The sequence below is a fragment of the Streptomyces sp. WAC00040 genome (assembly GCF_056835925.1).
This window is the reverse complement of record NZ_JAKQZE010000005.1, coordinates 99,832-122,752: the sequence shown is the minus strand read 5'-3', so window position 1 is coordinate 122,752 and position 22,921 is coordinate 99,832. Positions and strand designations below refer to the sequence as shown.

Sequence of the window (22,921 nt, the reverse complement as noted above, 5' to 3'; positions counted from 1 at the left end):
GAGCGAATTCAGCATGCTGGTCCCGGATTTCCCTTTCCCGTACGACGAGTACTTGGCCCATCCGGACGGGCTAGGCTCGATTCCACCCGAGCACTACGGTACGGAAGTCGCCATCGTCGGCGCCGGCCTATCTGGCCTGGTGGTTGCGTACGAACTGATGAAGCTGGGGCTGAAGCCAGTCGTGTATGAGTCCGCCCAGCTCGGCGGCCGACTGCGCGGTGCCTGTCAGCCTGGCCTTGATCACCCGGTGGCCGATCTCGGCGGCATGCGATTCCCGCTCTCCTCCCGGGCTCTCTTCCACTACATCGACCTCTTGGGCCTCGAGACCAGGCCGTTTCCCAACCCCCTAACGCGGGCTTCCGACAGCACCGTGATCGCGATCGGCGGACGGAAATACTACGCCGAGACTCCAGCTGACTTGCCGGCGATGTTCCATGAGGTGGCTGCGGCCTGGCAGGACTGCCTTGAAGAGCGGGCCTGCTTCGGTGCCATGCAGCGGGCGATTGCGGATCGCGACTACGCCACGATCAAAAAGCTCTGGAACGAGCTGGTTCCCCTCCTAGACGACACATCTTTCTCCAACTACCTCGCCACGTCCAAGGCCTTCTCCTCTCTACCCTTCGAGTACCGCGAGGTGTTTGGCCTTGTCGGCTTCGGCACGGGGGGCTGGGACACCAACTTCCCCGACTCCATGTTGGAAATTCTGCGGGTGGTCTACGTGGGCGCGGAGGACAATCAGCAGCGCATCCTCGGCGGCGCCCAGCGCCTTCCTCAACTTCTGTGGCGGCACGCTCCCGAGCAGCTCGCACACTGGCCCGCTGGAACTAGCCTCGCCTCCCTGCATGGCGGTTCGCCCCGCGCTGCAGTGCAGCGGATTTGGAGGGAGACCGGGTCAGGCGACCGCATCGAAGTGACGGACCGTTGGGCCAGGACGTCGCACTACACCGCGGTCGTGGCCACGTGTCAGTCTTGGCTGCTGTCCGCCCGGATCGACACCGATGAGTCACTGTTCAGCCACCCATTGTGGACGGCGCTCGAGCGGACGCACTACATGCAGTCGTCCAAGACGTTCGTCGTGGTCGACCGGCCCTTCTGGAAGGACGTAGACCCTGAGACGGGGCAGCATGTGCTCAGCACCACCCTTACAGATCGGCTCACGCGTGGCACGTACCTGCTGGACGACGGCCCCAACAAGCCGGCGCTGATCTGCCTGTCGTACACCTGGAACGACGATGCGCTGAAGTGGCTGCCGCTTGAAGTCGACGAACGTGTACGGCTGATGCTGCACTCCTTGAAGCAGATCTACCCCCATGTCGACATCGCCTCGCACATCATTGGCGTCCCCATCACCATCTCCTGGGAGGACGAGCCGGATTTCATGGGTGCCTTCAGCGATAACCTGCCCGGCCACTACCGCTATCAGGAACGTCTTTACACCCACTTCATGCAGGACCGCTTCGACCCGGCCCACCAGGGCATCTTCCTCGCGGGCGACGACGTGTCATGGACCGGCGGCTGGGCCGAGGGCGCGGTGACGACCGGCCTGAACGCCGTGTGGGGCGTCATGACCCAACTGGGTGGCAAGACCAGCCCGGCGAACCCGGGTCCTGGAGATCGCTTCGAGGAACTAAGGCCGCTCAGGTTGAAGTAGCCTCGCCCGGCTCTTCGTTGGGCCAGCGAGAGTCCAACGGCGAAGGTGCCTGGCGAAGATCGCGCTGAGGTGGTCCACGATTTGACCCGTCTATCAGGGGACGTGGCGAACTGATGGCCATTAAGCCGCTACCTCGACGCCGTACCTTCCCTTGCACCCACCCTATGCTCTGATCCGGGCAAAGGCTGGGGTGGCCCGCCTGGCCGTGCGGGCCACCGGCCGTTCGGGCTGCTGCGCGGCGGTCGCGGACCGGTGGTCGTCGACGCCGGCCCGCCGGCACCGGTCGCGGTGGTCGGTCCATGATGTGGGCGCTAGAGACGCCGGTCTATGAGGGTGCGGACGCGGCCGGTGGGGCCTGTATCGATAGACGTCCACATAGGCATTCATCTATCTTGGAGTGGGTCGTGGAACACGTGGAAGCCGTCGTCATCGGGGGCGGGCAGTCGGGGCTGGCCACAGCGCAGGCGCTGGTCAGGGCAGGACTGAAGCCGGTGGTACTGGAGGCATCGGACCAGGCGGCGGGGTCATGGCCGCACTACTACGACAGCCTCACCCTGTTCTCTCCCGCCCGGTTCAGCGCGCTGCCCGGCATGCCGTTCGGTGGGGATCCGGACCGCTACCCGCACCGGGACGAGGTCGTCGCCTATCTGATCGCCTACGCCGCCCGCCTGCAGGTCGACATCCGCACCCGCCAGCACGTGACGGGGGTCCGGGTCGACGGTGCCGGGTTCACGGTCGAGCTGGAGAATGGCGGGCGGCTGTGGGCGCGAGCGTTGGTCGCCGCCTCGGGCAGCTTCGGCCGCCCGCACCGACCTGCCCTGCCGGGCCTGGAGACGTTCGCCGGCCGGGTCATGCACGCGGCCGACTACCGCAGCCCGACCGCGTTCGCCGGGCAGCGTGTGGTGGTGGTCGGGGCGGGGAACTCCGCGGTGCAGATTGCCGCCGAGCTCGCCCGCGAAAGCCGCACGAGCCTGGCCACGCGGGCGCCGGTGAAGTTCGCCCGTCAGCACCTGCTGGGCAAGGACCTGCACTTCTGGCTCACCCGCACCGGCCTGGATACCGTCCCGCTGGGTCGGCTGCTGAGGACTCCGCCCGCCCCGCCGGTCCTGGACGACGGCCGCTACCGCGCTGCCCTCACCGCCGGTGCCCCCGACCGGCGCCCGATGTTCAGCCGCCTCGCCGACGACCAGGTCGTGTGGGCCGACGGCGCCACCGAGCGGCTGGACGCGCTGATCCTCGCCACCGGCTACCGGCCCCACCTGCCCTACCTTGCCGGACTCGACGGTGCCCTCGACCCGGCCGGCCACCCGCACCACCGCGGCGGCGCCTCTCCCGCGCATCCGGGCCTGGCGTTCGTCGGGCTGCAGTGGCAGCGCAGCCTGTCCTCGAACACGCTGCGCGGGGTCGGCCGGAATGCCGCCTGGGCGGCCCGCCGTCTGGCCGCCCACCTGACCCGCGCCTGACCCCCTGCCTCTTTGGTTCAACAGCAAAGTCTCAAAATCTGGCGCCATAACCAGAGGTTATGGCCCCTCTCGGTATTCAGCCAGTTCCTTCTGGTCTGATCAATCCGTAACTTCGACGCCATGCGCTACGTCCATGTCGATGCTTTCAGTGGCAGTCCCTGCAGCGGCAACAGCGCGTTAGACCTGACGCGCCGCTTGCCAGGCTCGGCACCCAGTTCGCTCTCGAAGCTGCCGACCTGCAGGGGCGGCACTGGAACAACCATGGGGTCCTCGCGGACGTGGCCACCGGTAGCGGCGCCGGATGCGCCGTTGGCAAGTCGTCGGGGAGCGCACCAACTCCGCGTCTGAATGGGAATGTCAAGTCAAAGCACCATGAACCAGTCGGCCGTCGGCGCTCCCCATCGCGGCCTCTCTGCGTCGTATTTGCCCATGCACTGCTCGGCTCCACCTCTAGGCACTGTCTGCGCCGCACGCGCCAGCACTTGGCTGGGCTGTCCCCTACCTGCCCCGGCAGTCTGGCTACAACAAGCGGCTGCGCGCCACGACAACGCCGCATCCTCGTGATCCTTCGCTTCAAACATTACGCGCGTGCAGGCACTTGACAGCTTTTTGGAGAAACTCAAGCATGAACCGTAGGTTTTTTGTGGTACTGACCGTCGCTGGTTTGCTCACCGTCGTCCTCGCTGTCTACGCCGGCAGTGGGGAGAAGAGCGGTGATGCCATCATCGTTGGTACCACCGACCAGGTCACCATCTCCAGCGACGCTCCCGCACCGGTCGACCCGGCGTACGCATACGACGTGGGTACTTGGAACGTCCTGCGACAGACCGTGCAGACTCTGATGGTCCTGCCCCGCGGCAGCATTGCGCCCCAGCCCGAGGCCGCCGAGAGTTGCGGCTTCACCGACGCGCGGAACGAGCGCTATGTGTGCATGCTGCGCAAGGGGCTGAGGTTCTCCAACGGCGACCCGGTGACCGCGGCCGATGTGCAGTTCTCCATCAACCGTGCCCGCGCCATCAAGGCAGACAGTGGTGTCTTCGCGCTGCTGTCGACCATTGACATCATTGAGACGCAGGGTGACGACAAGGTCATCTTTCACCTTAAGACGACGGATGCCGCCTTCCCGTTCAAGCTGACAACGCCAGTCACGGGCATCGTCAACCCGAAGAACTACGCAAAGGAAAAGCTCCGCAACGGTTTCGCGGTCGACGGCTCCGGGCCGTACACGCTGCAAGCGGAGGTGAAGGACAAGGTGTTGGTGAAGGCGACCTTCACCAAGAACCCCAACTACCAGGGGCTGCTGACGCCGAAAAACGGCAAGGTGGTGCTGGAGTCCTTTAAGAATGCCGACGCCATGGGCGTCGCGTTCGACAAGGGCGACATCGACGTGATGACCCGCACCATGTCGCCAGAACAGATCCGCAGGCTCCAGAACGACAGCGGGGGCGCCGTGACCCTGGTGGAGACGCAGAGCCTCGAGATCCGTTACCTCGGCTTCAACACCACCGCCCCGTCGGTGAAGAGTAAGGCCGTCCGTCAGGCCATGGCTCAGGTCATCGACCGCGGCGAGTTGCTCTCCCAGGCGTACGACTCCAATGCGCAGCTCTTGTACTCGCTGGTCCCGGCCACCATCAACGGTCACACCAACTCATTCTTCCACAAGTACGGCGACCCGAGTGTGCCCAAGGCCCGGACACTGCTGGCCAATGCGAACATCATCACCCCGGTAAAGCTGACGCTGCACTACACGACAGACCGCTACGGCCCGGCCACCGCCAAGGAGTTCGAGCTGCTGAAGAAGCAGCTCAACGACAGCGGATTGTTCGAAGCCAACATCGAGGGCCATCCCTGGGAGAAGTTCGTCCCCGGCGAACTTAGGGGCGACTACGACGTCTACGGGATGGGTTGGTTCCCGGACTTCCCGGACGCCGACAATTACATCGCGCCGTTCCTCGACAAGGACAACTTCCTCAACTCGCCCTACACCAACAGCGAGATCCGCAACACCCTGATCCCGGCATACCGGCGTGAGACGGACCCGCTCAACACGTCGAAGAGTCTCACCGACATCCAGGACATCGTTGCCAACGATGTGCCGATCCTCCCGCTGTGGCAGGGCAAGCAGTACCTCGCCGCCCGCGGCGTAGGCGGCGGCGAGTCCGCCATGAACTCGTCCTCCATGCTGCAACTGTGGGAACTCATCGGAATGTGAGCGGCTGACCGCCCTTTTCCAGCAGTCTCCGGGCATCGCAGCGAAATTCTGAACTCCCAAGGATCCCGAGACTGCCGTCCCACCAGACATCCCCCAGAACCTTCAAGATTCATTTTCGTAGAGTGCACTCCAAAGGGAGCAGCATCGAGGTTCGGAGCAGACCCGTCCTACCCAACCGATGCTTGCGACGCCACTATGTTTACCGCCTTCGAGGAATCCACCTGTAGGTGAAATCTGGCCAGCAACTACTCACGTTCCTGAGGCGGCTACACGACTACGACGAAGCACGGATTCACACATACACGTCAGGCCTTTCGTCATTTCTGAACGAGAGCGTGATCGCCAAGTGGACAGATCGATGAGGGGACCAGTGGGGATGTATCGATCAACCAGGCCACTTTCGTTCTCCACTTGTTCGACGCAACGGCAGCCACCATCCAGAATCCGGTGACGCCCTGGCGCCGGGGGATCACGGTCATCGCCGTGGTCTGGATCAACCCAGACAGGCTTCACTCAAAGGAAAGCTATGCAGATGTTGAGATCCCGAGCGGTTCGAGCGATCACGGCGGCGGTGGCCGTCGGCCTGATCGCCACCGGCTGCGCCAGCGAGCGGGGCAAGGACGGTGACAAGGGCGGCGACAAGGACACGTTCGTGTTCGCCGGCGCCGGTGACCCCGGCTCCCTCGACCCTGCGCTCGCGAGCGACGGTGAGACCTTCCGGGTCACCCGTCAGGCCTTCGAGGCCCTGCTCGAGCACGAGTCCGGCGGCAGCAAGCTCGTCGGCGGTCTCGCCGAGAAGTGGTCGAGCGACCCGGCCGGCAAGGTGTGGACGTTCAACCTGCGCAAGGGTGTGAAGTTCCACGACGGAGAGGCGTTCAACGCCGCCGCGGTCTGCGCGAACTACGACCACTGGTTCAACTGGAAGGGCACCTACCAGTCGAGCGCGGTCTCCTACTACTGGCAGACCATCATGGGCGGCTTCGCCAAGAACGAGGACAAGGAAGCCCCCAAGCCGAACTACAAGTCCTGCACGGTGAAGGACGAGAGCACGGCGGTCATCGAGGTCAATGAGCCCTCGGCGAACCTGCCGGGCGGCTTCTCCCTCCAGGCGCTGGCGATCCACTCGCCGAAGGCCATCAAGGAGTACGCGAAGCAGGACGCGACCGCCAAGGGCGACGCGATCACGTACCCCAAGTACAGCCAGGAGGCCGGCACGGTCGCCGGCACCGGCCCGTACAAGATCACGAAGTGGAACAAGGGCAACAAGGAAGTCACCCTTGAGCGCTTCGACGACTACTGGGGCGAGAAGGCCAAGGTCAAGAACCTGGTCTTCCGCACGATCGACACCGAGGCCGGCCGCCGTCAGGCGCTGCAGGCCGGTGACATCGACGGTTACGACCTGGTCGCTCCGGCCGATGTGAAGACGCTGGAGAAGGAGGGTTACGAGGTTCCGACCCGTGACGTCTTCAACATCTTCTATGTCGGTATGACGCAGTCGAAGAACCCCGCCCTGAAGAAGCTCGAGGTCCGGCAGGCCATTTCGCACGCCATCGACCGCGAAGGCATCGTCAAGACGCAGCTGCCCGACGGCGGCAAGGCCGCGACCCAGTTCATGCCCGACACGGTCGCCGGTTTCTCGGACAAGGTGAAGACCTACCCGTTCGACACCAACAAGGCCAAGGAGCTCCTCAAGAAGGCCGGTGAGGAGAAGCTCAAGATCGAGTTCTGCTACCCGACCGAGGTCACGCGCCCCTACATGCCGGCGCCGCAGGACATGTTCGAGCGCATGAAGGCGGACCTGGAGAAGGCCGGCATCACGGTCACCCCGAAGGCGATGAAGTGGGCCCCGGACTACCTGGACGCCACCGAGGCCGGCTCCTGCGCCCTGCACATGCTGGGCTGGACCGGTGACTTCAACGACGGCTACAACTTCATCGGCACCTGGTTCGCCGGTCCCGACAAGGAGTGGGGCTTCAACGACAAGAAGGTCTTCGACGCGGTGAACGCCGCCTCGAAGGTCACCGACCCCGCAGGTCGCGTCGAGGCTTACAAGAAGGCCAACGAGACGATCATGGAGTACGTCCCGGGTGTCCCGATCTCGGCTTCCCCGCCGGCGATCGCGTTCGCCAAGAACGTCAACCCGCCGAAGGTCTCCCCGCTGACGCAGGAGAACTTCGCCGAGGTCTCCTTCAAGTAAGCGCACACCGAAGGGGCACCGCGGGGTGCTGCGACTCGTCGTAAGAAGACTGCGGTCAAGGTTTTTGGACATAGCGAAGACCTCCGAGCCAGGGGGAAGTCGTCTTCTACCGCTCGGGGGTCGTCGTGTCCAATCCACTCGGTGAGCCCGCGGTGGGCCGTCGGCCCGGACGGGCTGCACGTGGCCACAAAGACGACTGCCGCCAGCACCTCGCGGTCCCCGTACCGTCATCGGCCGCCACCCTGCGGCCGTGACGGACCGACGGCACCACCCGCTCGAACAACTCCCACAACTCGTCCGGCACCAGACGCTCCACGATCCCCACGACCGCAGGCGAGCGGCTCGAATCAATACGGGGATGAGTTTCTAACAGGAAGCAATCTCATGGTCGCTTGCGGCGTTTACGTCAGTCGAGTTTTATGCGCTTGCCAAGTTTTCTGAATGAGTAACGTGCCTACGCCAAATCGCAAGATAGGCAACAGCGGGCCGGCGATCGGCGGCAGACCCAAGCTGTGACATCCAGGCACCTGGTGTCAGCCCTCGGCAGAGAGGACCAGCTGCATCGTCGTCTCGCGGCGTCCATCGGAGGACGCTGGCAGCGCCACGTGGTGACTATCGCACGAGTGGTTCTGGCCTCTGAGGCTCAGCTCAGAGATATCTTGGGGCAGATGGCTGACGAGTTCGGGGCGTACACCGAGCGATATCTGGGACGTAGTAGCTCGTGCCGATGGTGCCAGGTTGCAGCAATTTGATGCTGAGCGTGTGGCCTAACTGAACAACTGAGAAACCGCTTCTGGGATTTGCTGAACAGGCTCCAGCGGCATTTCCCGGTGCCAGGGATTGCCCCTGGGGTGAATTCAGAAAAGGAGAACGTGCTCGCTTTTTGGCAGCGGCAGATCAGATTCAATACTTGGCCACCAGCTAGGGCGTTCGTTGCGATTCGCTGGGCTGCGAGTAATTCCCTTGTTATGTCCTTCTCGTACCATTCAAAGGCTGAAGCAGTTGTCGTGGCATCTACATATCGCGATCGACCGTAACTCACACCACTCTCTGACGAACCAGGTCAAAGATGGAATTAAGCGGCGTATCTCTGAGGGGATACTTAAGCCGGGGGCCCGACTGCCCTCAACCCGGCAATTGGCTGACGACCTGAGTGTGTCACGTACAGTAACTCTGCATGCATACGAGCAACTGGAGGCCGAGGGATTTGTTAGCGGTCTGCGGGGCTCAGGGACGAAAGTGGCTGATCTGCCTCCGGCGGCGAGTTATTGCTCTCCAGAAGGCCTGCGGGTAGAGCCGGCAGCCTACGACCTGCGGATCGATCAAGCAAATATTGCCAACTTTCCGCGACGCGAATGGCTGCAGTGCTACCGTCGAGCGCTGTCGCAGATTGACCACCGGATCGCCTGTCCACCCATTGAGGGCCTTCCACTCCTACGGGAAGGAATCGCCAACTACCTGGGTCGACTCCGCGGAATCCACGCGGCTAACTCGCTGGTGATGATCACATCTGGCTTCTCCCAGGGATTGGCTATGCTCTGTAAAACGCTACGGCGTTTGGATATCACCCAAATTGCCGTGGAGGACCCAGGGTGCCATTCTTACAGCCGCGTCATGCTCGACAATAATTTGCAGCCGATTCCTCTTGCCGTAGATAGTCAGGGAATCGACACTGAAGCCCTTGTTGGGACTGGCGTTCGAGCTGTTCTTGTGAGTACCACGCATCAATTCCCCACCGGTGTCACGCTGAGCGCCTCACGGAGAGAATCGCTCATTGCGTGGGCGCGAGACGTGGACGGAATCATTATCGAACTCGACTGTGGCGGAGAGTTTTGGGTCGGGCAGACCAGCCGGCCGTGGGCCCTACAAGCCAGCTGCCCTGAAAGGGTCGTCTACGCAGGCACCGCCAACCTGGTACTCATGCCTGGCGTCCGCATCGGTTGGCTCGTGATTCCTTCCCACTTGTCTACTAAAGTGGCAAAGGTCCAGGTCCCTCGAGATGGCTGTGCGGAGGGTCTCACACAGTTCACCTTCGCGGAAATGATTGACTCAGGCCTGCTCGACCGGCATTTGCGCTTCCTGCAGAAGAGGTACCGAACGCGTCGGGAGGCTATGGAGACGGCTGTGCAGTTGCACCTCCCGCAAGCCCAACTTCGCGACAATGGTGGCGGGCTGTACGCATATCTCGACCTACCGCCTGACGTTGACGAAGATTGGTTGATTCAACAGGCCCATCGGCACTCCGTGTTGCTAACCGGTGGAAAATTGTTTCAATTGAGCGACCGCCGGCGGCAGCCAGCCTTGGCCATTGGATACACGAGCCTGTCACCGGCCGGAATAACTCACTCCATGGAAGTTGTCGGCGCAGCCATCAAGGAGCAGATGATTAAGCGCACGTCAATTTCTAGATAAGCAGGGGGTGCGATTGTGCTGCGGGTTGCCCAGGACGTCGCGCGGGTGGCCGGACTCGACCACCACGCCACCGTCCATGAAGACCAGGGAGTCGCCCACCTCTCGCGCGAAGCCCATCTCGTGCGTGACGACGATCATCGTCATGCCGTCCTCGGGAGGCCCCGCATGACGTCTAGGACGTCACCCACGAGCTCCGGGTCGAGGGCCGAGGTCGGCTCGTCGAAGAGCATCAGCTTCGGTTCCATCGCCAGGGCGCGGGCGATCGCCACACGCTGCTGCTGGCCTCCGGAGAGCTGCGACGGGTGATTCTTCACCTTGTCGGCCAGGCCCACCCGGTCCAGCAGTTGCTCCGCACGCGCACGTGCCACGGCCTTCGCCTCACCGCGCGGCACCTCCATGATGTTCTCGATGGCCGTCATGTGCGGGAAGAGGTTGAAGCGCTGGAAGACCATGCCGATGTCCCGGCGCTTGAGGGTGACTCGCTGTTCTTCAGCTCGTAGAGCCTGTCGCCCCTTTGCCGGTAGCCGACGAGTTCGCCGTCGACCGAGAGCCGGCCGGCGTTGATCTTCTCGAGGTGGTTGATGCACCACAGGAACGTCGACTTGCCGGAGCCCGACGGGCCGATGAGGCAGAACACCTCTCGATGGGCGACTTCCAGATCAATACCTCTGAGGACCTCTACGGGGCCGAATGACTTGTGGATGCCCTCGGCCTTCACCATGGCGTTCATGCGCTGACTCCCTTCGGGCGGCGCACCGAGAACACGCTGGCCTTGATCTTCTGGAACGGGGTGGACGGCAGGCTGCGGCTGGAGCCGCGGGCGTAGTACCGCTCCAGGTAGTACTCGCCCACGCTCAGGATCGAGGTGAGCATCAGGTACCAAGCGGCAGCCAGCAACAGCATTTCCACCGGTGCTCCGGAGGTCTGGCCGATGTCCTGGGCCTGGCGCAGCAGCTCGTAGTACTGCACAGCGGCGACCAGGGAGGTCGTCTTCAGCATGGTGATGACTTCGTTGCCCGTGGGGGGTGCCCCTATCTCCTTCGTCAAGCTCGGAGAGGATGGGCGCCATGGCGGACGTGGGGCAGGGACTGGACTGGATGGGCCGCACGGCGGTGCACTACTGCGCCGTGCAGGGAGATGTTGCTGGCCTGCGGGAGGCGCTGGCGGGTGGGGCGGATCCGAGCCTGGCGGACAAGGCGGGGATGACGCCGTTGCACTTCGCCGCGCAGTCCCAGAGCGCGCTGGCCGCCGAGTTGCTCTTGGCAGCGGGCGCGACGGTGGATGTGGGCGACCGTAACGGCAACACGGCTCTCTTCGACGCGGTGTTCAATTACCGGGGCGATCCGGCCGTGCTCCGGGTGCTGCTGGCGGCCGGAGCCGATTCTGAGCGAGCGAACGCGAAGGGTGTGAGTCCGCGCGGTCTGGCCGATCTGATCGGCAACTACGACGTGGCGGTTCACGTTCCTGGTGCCGGCGAGGACCGGTAGGCGCCGGTCCGGCTTCCTGCCTGCTCATGACGCTGCCGCTGGGCGTGATTCGTAGAAGGTTCCGTCGCGGAGCATCGTGAAGAGGACGTCGGCCCGCCGTCTGGCGAGGCAGAGAAGGGCCTGGGTGTGGTGCTTCCCTTGGGCGCTCTTCTTGTCGTAGTAGGCCCGGGAGGCCGGGTCGCCCAGGGCGGCGAACGCGGAGAGGAAGAATGCCCGTTTGAGCTGCTTGTTTCCCCGTCTGGAGGGTTGTTCGCCGCGGATCGATGAGACCGAGCTCCGGGTGGCGGGGGCGAGGCCGGCGTAGGCGGCGAGGTGGCCGGCGGTCGGGAAGGTGCTGCCGTCGCCGACCTCGATCAGGATCCTGGCTCCGGTCCTGACGCCGACTCCCGGCATCGACGTCAGGACTTTCGAAAGACATCTCACGGCGCTAAGAGTCAAGCTGCGGCCTCGATGAACGGTGCGAAGGCGCGTTGCTCGTCGAAGGGCACTCGGTGCTGCAGGCAGTGATAGAGCATCCCCAGCATGCGGTTGAACAAGTTGCGCTGGGCGGCTGCGTGCCAGTCGCCGCGCTCGCGACGACGTCGGTAATGGGCGTTGGCGCCGGGCGAGACGGTGATGGCGGCGAAGGCCCACAGATAGCCGGCGTGGGTGAGACGGTCGTTCTTGATGAACCGGCGCCCGACGTAGCGTTTCTTCCCTGATGCTCGGGTGACGGGGGCTGACCCGGCGTATGCCTTCAGCGCTCGGGCATCTGCGAACCGGCTGCGGTCGTCTCCGATCTCGGCAAGCACCCGTGCACCGAGCAGGGCGCCGAGGCCGGGAAAGCTCGTGATCACCTCAGCGTCCGGGTGCTGCTGAAAAGACGTCTCCACTGCCTCAGCGAGGTCGTCAGCGCCTTCGGCGGCGGCGTCGAGCTGGCGGAGCAGGGCGAGCATCTGCTTGCCCATGGCCTCTTCGACGAGCGGAGGCTGATGGGCGTACTCGGCTCGGAAGATGTCCTGGAGGCGCTTGGTCTCGGCTTCGGTGTATCGCTCACGGCCGCCGCGCTTGAGAGCTGCCCTGATCTGGGGTTTCGTGAGCTTCGCAGCCACGGTCGGGGTGGGCGCGATGGCCAGGACAGCACGGGCTTCAGCGTGGGCGAGGCCGCCCTTGCGGCCGGTCACAAAGGCATCCAGGGCGGCGGGGTAGTACTCGCGCAGCAGCGAACGGAGCTGGTTGGCGATCTGCTGGCGATTCCAGACGGCGTCCTGCTGAGCGCGGGCGAACACGGCGACCGCCCGGGCGAGTTCGCTGTCGGTCGGCAGCGGGCGGTGCATGGGCATGTCGGTGCGCAGGATGTTGGCCAGCACGAGGGCGTCGCCGGGGTCGGACTTCTTGCGGGAGACGCCGTGCCGGTCGCGGTAGCGGGATGCGGCGAGCGGGTTGATCGCGAAAACCTGCCGTGCGCCGGCCCGCAGGATCGCGACGAGCAGACCGCGGGAGGTCTCGATGGCCACGGGTATCGGCTCGGCCTCGGTGTCGCCGTGCTCGGCGAGCAGGTCCAGCAGCTTGCGGTAGCCGGCTGCACCATCAGTGATGCGGGCCTTGGCGAGCAGCTTCCCGGCATCGTCGACCAGGGCGACGTCATGATGCTTCTCCGCCCAGTCGATCCCGCAGAACACCCTCACGTTTGCTCCCTTCGATCGGTTGTTTGCGCTGGTGACGAGCGCATGCGGGCCACGCGACGCTCTAATGCCAGGACTCGTCGGTCCGCCATCTCACAAGCCGTTCGTGGCACCAGCGCACCGCACGGCCCTCGGTCTCGCCCAGAGCTCGTTGGCTCGCGAAGACGAAGGGGAGGTCACCATGCCGTGGGCTCGCACCACGGGAATCAACGCGCCTCGCATGCAGGCGAGTTTCGTGGCGGCCGGAGGACGCCGGGCGCTGCCAGTCTTTCCATAGGCATCGCCGTGCCGAAGAGGGTTCGGAGTCAGCCCGGTGCCCACTGGGCCGTCACGAAACCCGCCGCGGAGACGGTGCCAGTCTTCGACCTCACCGGTCAGAAGGATCCGAGGCATCCGCTCCGCACTGCATTAGAGGGTGAGCCTCCAGGAGCTCCTCGATTCGCCCGGCAAGCAGTCTTCGCTGGTCAAGGACTGCGGCCAGGGACCCGGCCAGGCTCGGGACGATCAGTGCTGCCGCCTCGGTCCCCGGAACGGTGACGGTCTGCTCGTCCAGCGCGGCGAAGATCTCCTCGACGAGCCGTTCGGCCATCCTCGGGGCTTTCGGCCGCAGCAGCGTGACCAGGCGGCGCCGTCCGGCTTTGCGAATCTGGGCCGGGGACCCGAACCGCTCCAGCAGGGTCAGGACGGCCGGGTGCTGCAACCGCGGCCCCAGCACTCGTTCCAGCGACGGATGGATCTGTGTCAGCAGGCCGTGCAGCCGGTTCGCGACCCTGGTCGCTTCGCCGGCCAGGTCGTCGTCGAAGCCGACGATCATCTCCAGCTCGGCAATCGTCTCGTCCTCGCCGTCGATCGCCCGCAGCGTGTGCGGCATCGCGCGGGCCGCGTCCGCGATGATGAACGCGTCCCTCGCATCCGTCTTGGCCTCGCCGGGATAGAGATCGGCGATCCGCCGCATCGTCAGCCCCGGTAAGTAGGCGACTGGGCAGTCCATATCGCGGGCCACCGCCAGCGGCAGGGCCCCGATAGAGGCCGGTTGGTCGACCACGACCAGCACCGTTCCGTGCTTGGCCTGGAGCTTTGCGAACAGCTCACGCAGCTTGGGTTCGGTGTTGGGCAGCCGCTTGTCGAACGCTTTCTTCCCGGCCGGGGTGACGGCGGTGGCGTGGTGTTCGCCCTTGCCGACGTCCAGGCCGAGGAAGACGTCGATGTCGCCGGTGTCGATCACGTGCAGGCCCCTCCATCACGCTTTCGTCCGGCCTTGCCTGGGCACCGAGCTGCCACATCCACGTTACGGAGAGCTCTTCCGGCCTGGGTGAAGCCGGTGCTCAAGCCCCTCATCAGCGGTCCGTCGATGCCTCCGGACCCGGTGACACCACCCCCCGGATCATGAACAACAGGAGGGGGAAGTCATGCCGGACCCGAAGGCCGGAGGCCCCAGTGCGGAGCCACGAAAACGGTAACGGGGGGCACGATGACGCGCATGGCCTGCGGGATGACCACACGGCGCAGGGTCTTGCCGGCTCCGAGCCAACCGCCACACCCCGTGCAGCAGCCGGCGGGCGTAGGCGGGTCTCCCCGTCGCTGGTGGTTCCAAGTACCGCGCCGATCAGGGCCCGTGTCCCGGTCTCCACCAGAGTCATCAGCTCCAGCATCGGGTAGCCGCCACGGCTCTGCGGACCGAAGCGGTCCACGTTGCGGAACGCTGTCGGGGAGCTTGATCGAGCTGCCGCCGTCGAAGGAGACGGTCCGGAAGGACCCGAACCTCACGCCGGGCGTGGACGGCTGGGCCAGCGGTCCGGCTCGGACTTCGAACATGTCATGGACGGGCGCCGAACCGACTCGTTGGCGCAGGTCGCGGAGGGCCTTCGCGGTCGGCCACGCGGTCTCCAGGCCGGCACCCGCCAGTGCCGCGGTCAGCTTTTGCCACACCAACCGGTAGCCGACCTCCGGGAACAGGGCACATCGCGAGCAGGAAGTAGACCCCGACCCGTGTGGGCAGGTCCCGTAACCGGCGCTGCACACACCTTGTCTCCTCTAGGCACTGTTTCTCGGATCACGTGCGGAGCCAGATCGTGAGGGCTGCGAGGGTGACGGTGCCGAGGTAGATGTAGGCGCGTTTCTCGAAGCGGGTGGCGACGGCGCGGAAGCCCTTCAACCGGTTGATGGCCCGTTCGACGGTGTTGCGCTTCTTGTAGCGCTCGCTGTCGAATCCGGTGGGCCGACCGCCTCGAGAACCTCGATTCTGCCGGTGTCTGCGCTGGTCGAGACGTTCGGGGATCGTGTGCCGGATTCCGCGTCGTCGCAGGTAACAACGGTTCCTCCGCGACGTGTAGGCCTTGTCCGCCAGGACACGGTCGGGCCGGGTGCGAGGCCGTCCGACTCCGACTCGAGGCACGGAGACCTGCTCCAGCACGTGCTCGAGCTGGGGGCCGTCACCGTAGTGTCCGGGTGTCAGGACGAAGGCGAGGGGCCGGCACCGTCCCTCGGCGACGAGGTGGATCTTGGTGGTGAATCCTCCGGGGGAGCGGCCCAGGCATTCGCCGATCTGACCACTTCCTCCAGCCGGACGGCCAGTTTCCGCAGCACCGGATCGACCTGATTCGTCCCCTGGCCGGCCCCCTTTTGACGAACCGCGGCGGGCGGCGCTTTCCTCGCGCCGGCGGCGTGCTGGTGGGCCCGCACCGCAGTCGAGTCCACGGATACGTCCCAGTCGATCTGGCCCGCGGCGTCCTCGGCGGCTTGGATGCGGGACAGGAGCATCTTCCACGTTCCGTCTGCTGACCAGCGACGATGGCGTTTGTAGACCGTCTCCCACGGCCCGAACCGTTCCGGGAGGTCCCGCCACTGCACGCCCGTCCGGACCCGGTAGAGCACCCCGTTGATCACCCGGCGGTGATCACTCCACCGTCCCCCACGCGTACCACCACGAGGTAAGTACGACTCCAGCCGGTCCCACTCCGCGTTCGTCAGATCCCCACGACCCATATGGCCAGCCTGACCCCAACACCCCACCCGCGTCAGGAGATCCGAGAAACAGTGCCTAGTACTGCAACGGTGTTTGCCGTGACGGTTGGGCAGTTCTGTCGTTGATGTGGTCATGGGTGGGGACCTTGCTGAGGCCAGGACGTGGGCGGGCGAACTCGATGCTGTGCATGAGCGGTTCGTGCACCGCTTCAATCGGTCGGAGCCGCGGGAATCAGCGCTGGCTTATATGCGGGGACTGATCACTCCGCTGGAGCGCAAGAACGGCTGGACACTGGCCGAGGAGGCGGGTCATGCGGCTCCGGACCGTATGCACCGGCTGCTGAACCGGATCGAGTGGGACGCCGACGAGGTCCTGGACGACGTGCGTGACTACGTAGTCGAGCACCTCGGAGACCCGGAGGCGGTTCTGATCGTGGACGACACCGGCTTCTTGAAGAAGGGGGTGCGGTCGGCGGGGGTCCAGCGGCAGTACTCGGGCACCGCTGGACGGACGGAGAACTGCCAGATCGGTGTCTTCCTCGCCTATGCGGCGCCCCAGGGGCGGACGTTGATCGACCGCAGGCTGTATCTGCCCACCTCCTGGACCGATGACCGGGACCGGTGCCGGAAGGCCGGCATCGACGACACTGTTGGTTTCGAGACCAAGGTGGCCATGGCCAAGGCCATGGTCCGGCGGGCGATCGCGGACAAGATCCCGTTCCGGTGGGTGACCGCGGACGCCGCCTACGGCTTCAGCAAGGGCTGGCGGCACGAACTCGAGCAGGCCGACGTCTTTCACGTCATGGCCACCACCCGGCACGACACCGTCGTCACCCGCTGGGCGATCGACCACCCCGTCCACGACCTGTTTCACGGGCTGCCCCGGCAGAAGTGGAAGCGACGCTCCTGCGGCAACGGCGCCCACGGCCCGCGCATCTACGACTGGGCCCGCGTCGAGGTTCGTCCCTGGCACCGCGAGGATCGCCGGCACTGGGTGATCGCCCGCCGCAGTGTCAGCCGCCCCAAGGAGATCTCCTACTACATCGCCTACTGCCCAGTCGGCACCACACTCGACGAACTGATCCATATCGCAGGCAGCCGATGGGCAGTAGAGGAATGCTTCCAGACCGCCAAACAGGAGTGCGGCCTGGACGACTACCAGGTCCGCCGCTACCCCGGCTGGCACCGCCACATGACCCTGGCCATGGCCGCCCACGCATGCCTGACCGTGCTGCGGGCCCGCGAACTCGATACCGGGAAAGCAGAAACGGATCCTCCCAGCTCATCCCCCTCAGCCTGCCCGAACTCAGACGACTGATGGGCCGGCTCACCCGGCCCCGTCCGAGCATCGAGCACATCTTGCACTGGTCACACTGGCGCCGCCGCAGACAACACCAAGCCCGCACCAGCCACTACAAACGCCGAGGCCACACCCCACCAGAAACCGACCCACCGTCACGGCAAACACCGTTGCAGTACTAGGACGGCGTCGACAAGGTCGATGGGCACGACCTGGGTCAACTCGCCCAGGTGCCTGGGCCCGAACCGCCCGCAGCCACCGTGAGTTCTCGAGAGAACGGCGTCAGACCGGGTGGCAGGGTACAGTGAGATGCGGGCAACGGGGCACCTTGGCGATCAGCAGTCTTGGCGGACTGTCTGCTCAACCTCGCTCCCGTTGTCCACGTTGCCATCGACGCCCAACCCTGCCACCAGCAAGAATCCGCTAACTAGCCGGCCTTGGGGAAAGCTCAGTCTCCCGGATGGGTACTGATGCTCGATGCTCGCAGACCCAGACAGCGACCTGCGCGCGTGATGTGAACCCCAACTTGGTCAGGATGCGCTCTACATGATTCTCAGCCGTGCGCTGGGCGATCACGAGCTTGGCGGCGATGTTCTTGTTACTCATGCCCGCCGCGATCAGGTCCGCCACCTCTCGCTCCCTCCGAGTCAACGTGCTGCTTCGGCGCTCCTCGCTCTCCCGGGGGGATGCGGTGGGAACCTGTTCGTCCTCCAGCATGTAGGCGATTGCTGCGTCGAAGGTGAGCTCAGCACCGCGTCTGAACGCCTGGTCGAAGGCCTGCCTCCCGAGAGCCGCGCGCACCTCCGCCTCGCAACGTTGGTGATGCGAGAGCATGAAGGGGGCCGCGACGAGTGCACTTCCTATCGCCTCCCAGAGGGAGTGAAGTACTCCCAAGAGTTGCGCAGCGCGCTGTGCCGCATTGGCGGCAGCCGCACTCCATGCCGCTAGCTCGACGCAGAGGGCGATGCCCCACCGGTCGTTGAAGGGTTGCATGAGCCGGACGGCCTTACGCGCCAGCGCGTCCGCCGCCGTGCGGTCGCCGCGCTGCCAATGGATGAGGCTCTCGGCGAAGAGGGTGTCGGCTCTTACCCAGGTCTGTTCGTGGTCTGCGCACATGCTCTGACACTCTTGGCACAGGGCGAGGGCACGGTCCAGATCGCCACGCAGACAGATCACGATAGCGAGCTTGAACATGCATTCGATGAGAGCGCCTTCGTCTCCCAGAGCGCGTTGGCGGGTGACAGCATCTTCAAACAGGGATGCAGCCTTCGGCAGATCTCCGCTGAAGAGTGCGGCCAAAGCAAGGTGGTGCGAGGCCCAGGCGAGGGCAGGAGCGTCCTGAAGTCTCTCAGCAGTGTCACGGTAATCGGCCAGGACTGGCTGCGCTTCTTCGACGGCGCCTTGCATGACCGTGAGGAAACCGTATGTGCCCAGCGCCGAGGTACGTAGGTTGCTCTCCTCGCCCTCAGCGGCCAGGAGGCGGGCGAGCCAGTGGCGTCCCTCACTCAGGGAGCCCAGAGTGATCCAATAGTCGCGTGGCGCCACAGCCATGGCCATACCGGCTGCGGCCTCGCCTGGTTGAGTAACACAGTAGTCAAGTGCCACACGTAGGTTGGTGTGCTCGAGGCGCAACCGAGTGAACCATTCAGCCTGCTCTGGCGTGAACCAATGCGCTTGAGCCTGTTGGGTCAGGGACAGGTAATGATCCCGGTGACGCCGCCGCAACATCTCCAGGGAGCCGCCTTCAGAGAGCCGGTCCTGACCATAATTCCGTACCGTCTCCAGCATCTGGTACCGGGCACGGCCACCTTGATCCTGCCGGATCAGGATGGACTTCTCGACCAAACCTCGCACCTGCTCGACCACGGTCTGCTCAGGAAGGTCCTCTCCCGAGCAGACCGCTTCGGCAGCATTCAAGTCGAAGCCGCCAGAGAACACGGATGCTCGTTTCCACAGTGTGCGTTCGTGGTCCGAGCAGAGCGCGTAGCTCCAGTCCATCAAGGCTCGCAGGTTGCGCTGGCGGGGTACGGCGGCACAGCTGCCAGATGTCAGCAGCGTGAAGCGATTCTCCAATCTGGCCAGCAGTTCTTGGAGTGTGATTGTGGGCAGCCAGGCGACCGCAAGTTCAATGGCAAGCGGCAGTCCGTCCAGCTCGTGTACCAGTCGCCCTATGGTCTCTGCGTTGTCCTGCGTGACGGTGAAACCGGGCAGTACGGCCGAAGCACGCTGCTTGAACAGGACAACCGAGGGGAACTGGAGCAGCTCCCCCAGCAGGGGCTGCTGACCGGGTGCCGGGACCCGAAGAGGTGGCACCGGCAGAGTCTGCTCACCGTTTACTCCGAGTACATGCCGGCTGGTGGTCAGGATGCGCAAGTTGCGGGCTGCTCGTAGCAGGAGGTTGATGGTTCGGGCACAGGCGTCTACGAGGTGCTCACAGTTGTCCAGTACCAGCAGGATGCATCGGTTTCGCAGGTGGTCAATGACCACGTCGATCGGAAGGCGGCCTGACTGGTTCTGAAGCTCCAAGACGTCGGCCAGGCTCTGTGCCAACAAGTCTGGATCCCGCAGGTTGGCCAGCTCTACAACGTAGACACCGTCGGGGAATGCTCGAGCGACTTTCGTGGCCACCCGCAGCGCCAGGCGTGTCTTGCCTACGCCGCCGGCCCCTGTCAGGGTCACCAGTCGTGCTGCTGACAGCAGACGTCTGACTTCAGCTACTTCGTCGCGACGGCCGACGAACGTGGTGAGATCCGCAGGGATGTTAGTCATGTCGCCCCGATACGCCCCGTGCTCTGTCCGCAGAGCCCATGCTTGGTCTTGAGCCGTCTTCTCTACGGGCCCAATGAGACGAGCTCTCAAGTTGCGTCACTCCCAGGGAAGCTACGCTCCTCTGCATGGCGGAACAATGACCAATTGTGTGCGCCTTTATGTGGCCACTTAGGGCTCGCAGAGAATCAACATGCGGATTTGATCTTGCGTTGGGCGGCTTCCGGGGTGAGGAAGGCCGCCACGTCCGCTGGTGTGCGGAACCTCGCAGTGGACGGCGGGATCGTGTGGCCGTGCTCGGCCAGAAGAGGCTGCACCTCCTGCACGGCTCTGGACATGGTGCTGCGGGTGACGCCGAAGAGTGCGGCGAGGAGGTCGTGGGTGCCGATCTTGCGCTGTTGGAGGACGGTGGCGAGGATCCGGTCGGGTGCGGTGAGTGTGTCCTTGGCTCCGGCGCCCCGGGCCCGGAGCCGGTTGCCGCCGCGCTGCTGGTGGCGGAGACTCTCGCGCCTGCCCTCGAGGGCGGGGATCAGCGTGCGGGTCAGCTGGTCCAGCTGTGCGGCCGTCATGCCTGTCAGTTCCGGGTCGCGGAGCGAGGCGGGGCCGGGACGGGCTGCGGTCCGGGCGGGGGAGGTGTCTGTCGGTGCGGCGGGGTTGGCTGCCCGGGGCATCGGCTGCGCGTGGGCAGTGTTGAAGGTGTAGTTCCAGTCGCCGTGGAAGCGGTGGCGGTGCATCGGCAGGGCGTCGATCTCGGCGTCGGTCCGGTGTCGTAGGCGCAGGTGTCCAGATGGGCCTCGACCCGTAGCCCGGTGCGGGTGGTGGTCGCGGCGATGCTGTTCACGATGACGTCGTGGCTGGTCAACGGCCTGCCACGCCAGTTCTGGCCGATATGGGCGAAGAGTCGATGCTCTATCTTGTTCCACTTCGACGTGCCCGGAGGCATGTGGCAGACCGTGATCTCCAGTCCCGTCTCGGCGGCGAGCGCAGCGAGTTCGGTCTTCCAGGCGCGGGTGCGGTGGCCGTTGGAGCCGCCTGCGTCGGCGGTGATCAGAAGCCGGTTGGCGGCCGGGTGGTCGTGCCGGCCGCGGGCCTGCCACCAGCGGCGGATGGAGGCGACCGCGAACGCCGCGGTGTCGTGATCCGTGCCGACATTCACCCAGCCGGTGTTCGCGGCGATGTCGTAGATCCCGTACGGGATCGCCTTGCCCGGTCCCTGCCGGTTGAGGAAGTCGTGCGTTCTGACCTTCACCGGCTCACCGGTCGGCCGCCACTCGCGCCCGGAACGTCCCGCCGGCTCACGCTCTTGCGCAGCACGTAAACGATGCCCCGCAACGCGGCACGGTCATCCGCCGGCAACCGCCCGGGATGCCGATGCCGCCGCGGCGGACGAGCAGGCAACAGCGGAGCCACACGTTCCCACAGGTCATCAGGCACAAGATCAGCAGACACCCAACAGATCCTGCCGACACAGCACCCAACTGCCAAGCCCCACAACGAACTTCATTCTGAAACGATCAGTTAGAGCAACACTCGGCGCCTCCGGGTGGGTGAACCATACGAAGGGCTCACCACGTCCCGCAGAACAACGTAGGGATCAGTTAGCCCCGAGTGTCCTGACGATGGGGTCGAGTCGGTCGAACGCTTCCTGAAGGATGCCGCGAGAGGTGGCGTAGCTCAAGCGCAGGTGATTGGCGGCGCGTGGGCCGAACCAGCGGGCAGTGCCGGGGACGAGTGCGACGCCTGCGGTGTCGCGCAGGTGTGTACACAGCTGCTCGGCATCTGAATTGAGTGCACTGACGTTGGGAAAGGCGACGTAGGTTCCTTGCGGTGGTTCAGTCGTGACGCCTGGCCAGCGTGCGAGTCGCTCGAGGACGTAGTCGCGTTGCTCGTGCAGGTGCCGGAGGAACTCCCGCAGCCAGTCGCCAGCGTCTGTCAGGGCGGCGGTCGCGGCGACCTGCGACAGCACAGACACGCCGGTCACTGTGTTGCAGGCGTCGGAAGCGGCGACGATTTGTTTGTGCCATCGTGCTTCGGTGGCGATGACGCAGCCAACGCGGAGCCCGGCGAGCGCGAAGTTCTTGGAAAAGCCGTACACAGTGACGGAATTGCAGGCGATCTCCGGGTGGAGTGAGGCAAGGCTGGTGTGCTGGTGGGGTGGATAGACGATGTCGGACCACACCTCGTCACTGAGAATCCGCAGACCGTGACGGACGGCCCACGTGGCCACCTGTTCCAGCCAGCCCCGGGGATAGACCACGCCGTAGGGGTTGTGCGGGTTGCACAGCCATAGCATTCGCGTGCGCGGACTCAGGTGCATCCGCATTTGATCGATGAACTCGTCGGCCGAGGTGCTCGGCGTGATAGCGATCCGGACTGGGACGCCACCGGCGAGGGTGATGGTGTGCGCGAATAGGAAGTCAACCGGATCGGGGATGAGGACCTCGTCGCCAGCGGCGAGGCTGGCGCGGGCGACTGCCGCAAGGCCAGCCGCAGCGCCATCGGTGGCAAACACCGCGTCAGGGCCGCATTCGATGTGCCGGCTTTCGCGGAACCATTCGGCGACGCTCTCCCGGAATCGCGGTAGCCCTTCGGGCGGCGCGTAGTTGAAGGCACCCTCCCGGACGTAGCGAGCCATCTTCTCCTGGATGGCTGGGCTGACGGAGAAGTCGGGGTCTGCCGCGGTCAGCGGGATGACTTGGTCATTTTGCTGTGCCCACCGCTGGTTGAACGCCCGTTCGCGGAGCAGGTCCAGTTGTATTGCATGGTCTGCAAACCAGATGTGTGCCATGTGTACCTCAAGGGTTT

13 protein-coding genes and 7 pseudogenes are annotated in these 22,921 nt (G+C 64.9%); 8 read left to right on the top strand and 12 right to left on the bottom strand.

Translation table 11 applies throughout. From position 1 onward, the window contains the following. The first annotated feature begins 13 nt into the window (after window positions 1–13). From MDN94_RS35500 to MDN94_RS35475, 6 genes and pseudogenes are all read left to right on the top strand, one after another. The gene (locus MDN94_RS35500; protein ID WP_482730222.1) at window positions 14–1,651 is read left to right on the top strand and encodes a flavin monoamine oxidase family protein; all 1,638 of its coding nucleotides are present in this window, start codon (window positions 14–16) and stop codon (window positions 1,649–1,651) included. Window positions 1,652–2,055: 404 nt separating this feature from the next. Next, on the top strand, window positions 2,056–3,114 hold the full coding sequence (locus MDN94_RS35495) for a flavin-containing monooxygenase (RefSeq protein ID WP_482729945.1): 1,059 nt from the start codon (window positions 2,056–2,058) through the stop codon (window positions 3,112–3,114). A gap of 625 nt (window positions 3,115–3,739) precedes the next feature. Further along, a pseudogene (locus MDN94_RS35490) lies at window positions 3,740–5,334 on the top strand (ABC transporter substrate-binding protein). A gap of 518 nt (window positions 5,335–5,852) precedes the next feature. Further along, window positions 5,853–7,523, top strand: coding sequence for an ABC transporter substrate-binding protein (locus MDN94_RS35485; protein WP_482729944.1), 1,671 nt, complete (start codon window positions 5,853–5,855; stop codon window positions 7,521–7,523). 933 nt (window positions 7,524–8,456) lie between these two features. Then, window positions 8,457–8,753, top strand: a pseudogene (locus MDN94_RS35480) (GntR family transcriptional regulator); the annotation flags it as partial. Window positions 8,754–8,762: 9 nt separating this feature from the next. After that, on the top strand, window positions 8,763–9,935 hold the full coding sequence (locus MDN94_RS35475; protein WP_482730221.1) for an aminotransferase-like domain-containing protein: 1,173 nt from the start codon (window positions 8,763–8,765) through the stop codon (window positions 9,933–9,935). Here MDN94_RS35475 and MDN94_RS35470 read toward each other — a convergent pair. Together MDN94_RS35470 and MDN94_RS35465 are read right to left on the bottom strand one after the other, a co-directional pair. Then, window positions 9,921–10,665: pseudogene (locus MDN94_RS35470) on the bottom strand (amino acid ABC transporter ATP-binding protein). The gene MDN94_RS35475 and the pseudogene MDN94_RS35470 sit on opposite strands and share 15 nt — an antisense overlap. Next, window positions 10,662–10,961, bottom strand: a pseudogene (locus tag MDN94_RS35465) (amino acid ABC transporter permease); the annotation flags it as partial. The pseudogenes MDN94_RS35465 and MDN94_RS35470, both read right to left, overlap by 4 nt. Before the next feature lie 41 nt (window positions 10,962–11,002). Between MDN94_RS35465 and MDN94_RS35460 the strand changes: the two are divergent. Continuing rightward, window positions 11,003–11,422, top strand: a complete 420-nt coding sequence (locus tag MDN94_RS35460) for an ankyrin repeat domain-containing protein (RefSeq protein ID WP_482729943.1) — start codon at window positions 11,003–11,005, stop codon at window positions 11,420–11,422. A 24-nt stretch (window positions 11,423–11,446) separates the two neighbouring features. On the opposite strand, the pseudogene MDN94_RS35455 reads toward MDN94_RS35460, so the two are convergent. From MDN94_RS35455 to MDN94_RS35430, 6 genes and pseudogenes are all read right to left on the bottom strand, one after another. Then, a pseudogene (locus MDN94_RS35455) lies at window positions 11,447–11,836 on the bottom strand (transposase); the annotation flags it as partial. A 20-nt stretch (window positions 11,837–11,856) separates the two neighbouring features. Next, complete coding sequence (locus MDN94_RS35450; RefSeq protein WP_482729942.1) at window positions 11,857–13,089, bottom strand: IS110 family RNA-guided transposase; 1,233 nt, start codon at window positions 13,087–13,089, stop codon at window positions 11,857–11,859. A 406-nt stretch (window positions 13,090–13,495) separates the two neighbouring features. Next, a pseudogene (locus MDN94_RS35445) lies at window positions 13,496–14,311 on the bottom strand (IS110 family transposase); the annotation flags it as partial. 182 nt (window positions 14,312–14,493) lie between these two features. Next, on the bottom strand, window positions 14,494–14,991 hold the full coding sequence (locus tag MDN94_RS35440) for a hypothetical protein (RefSeq protein WP_482730220.1): 498 nt from the start codon (window positions 14,989–14,991) through the stop codon (window positions 14,494–14,496). Then, window positions 14,903–15,106: a hypothetical protein gene (locus tag MDN94_RS35435; RefSeq protein ID WP_482729941.1), complete on the bottom strand. Its 204-nt coding sequence runs from the start codon at window positions 15,104–15,106 to the stop codon at window positions 14,903–14,905. The genes MDN94_RS35440 and MDN94_RS35435 overlap by 89 nt, the downstream gene beginning before the upstream one ends. 33 nt (window positions 15,107–15,139) lie before the next feature. Continuing rightward, window positions 15,140–16,071 (bottom strand): IS5 family transposase gene (locus MDN94_RS35430; protein WP_482729940.1). Its coding sequence is split into 2 segments (ribosomal slippage): window positions 15,140–15,703 and window positions 15,706–16,071, totalling 930 coding nucleotides; the frame shifts between segments, so codons are not numbered across the junction. Between the two features lie 112 nt (window positions 16,072–16,183). Here MDN94_RS35430 and MDN94_RS35425 point away from each other — a divergent pair. Continuing rightward, the gene (locus MDN94_RS35425) at window positions 16,184–17,368 is read left to right on the top strand and encodes an IS701 family transposase (protein WP_482729408.1); all 1,185 of its coding nucleotides are present in this window, start codon (window positions 16,184–16,186) and stop codon (window positions 17,366–17,368) included. A 405-nt stretch (window positions 17,369–17,773) separates the two neighbouring features. Here MDN94_RS35425 and MDN94_RS35420 read toward each other — a convergent pair whose 3' ends face one another. The 4 genes and pseudogenes from MDN94_RS35420 to MDN94_RS35405 form a co-directional block, all read right to left on the bottom strand. Beyond that, on the bottom strand, window positions 17,774–20,119 hold the full coding sequence (locus MDN94_RS35420; RefSeq protein WP_482729939.1) for a LuxR C-terminal-related transcriptional regulator: 2,346 nt from the start codon (window positions 20,117–20,119) through the stop codon (window positions 17,774–17,776). Window positions 20,120–20,304: 185 nt separating this feature from the next. Beyond that, window positions 20,305–21,398 (bottom strand): annotated as a pseudogene (locus MDN94_RS35415) (ISAzo13 family transposase); the annotation flags it as partial. Then, a complete protein-coding gene (locus MDN94_RS35410) occupies window positions 21,362–21,526 on the bottom strand; it encodes a hypothetical protein (RefSeq protein WP_482730219.1) in 165 nt (54 codons plus the stop codon). The pseudogene MDN94_RS35415 and the gene MDN94_RS35410, both read right to left, overlap by 37 nt. Before the next feature lie 184 nt (window positions 21,527–21,710). After that, window positions 21,711–22,904 carry a pyridoxal phosphate-dependent aminotransferase gene (locus MDN94_RS35405; RefSeq protein WP_482729938.1) on the bottom strand — a complete coding sequence of 398 codons (1,194 nt, stop codon included), beginning with the start codon at window positions 22,902–22,904 and terminating at the stop codon, window positions 21,711–21,713. Window positions 22,905–22,921 lie beyond the last annotated feature (17 nt).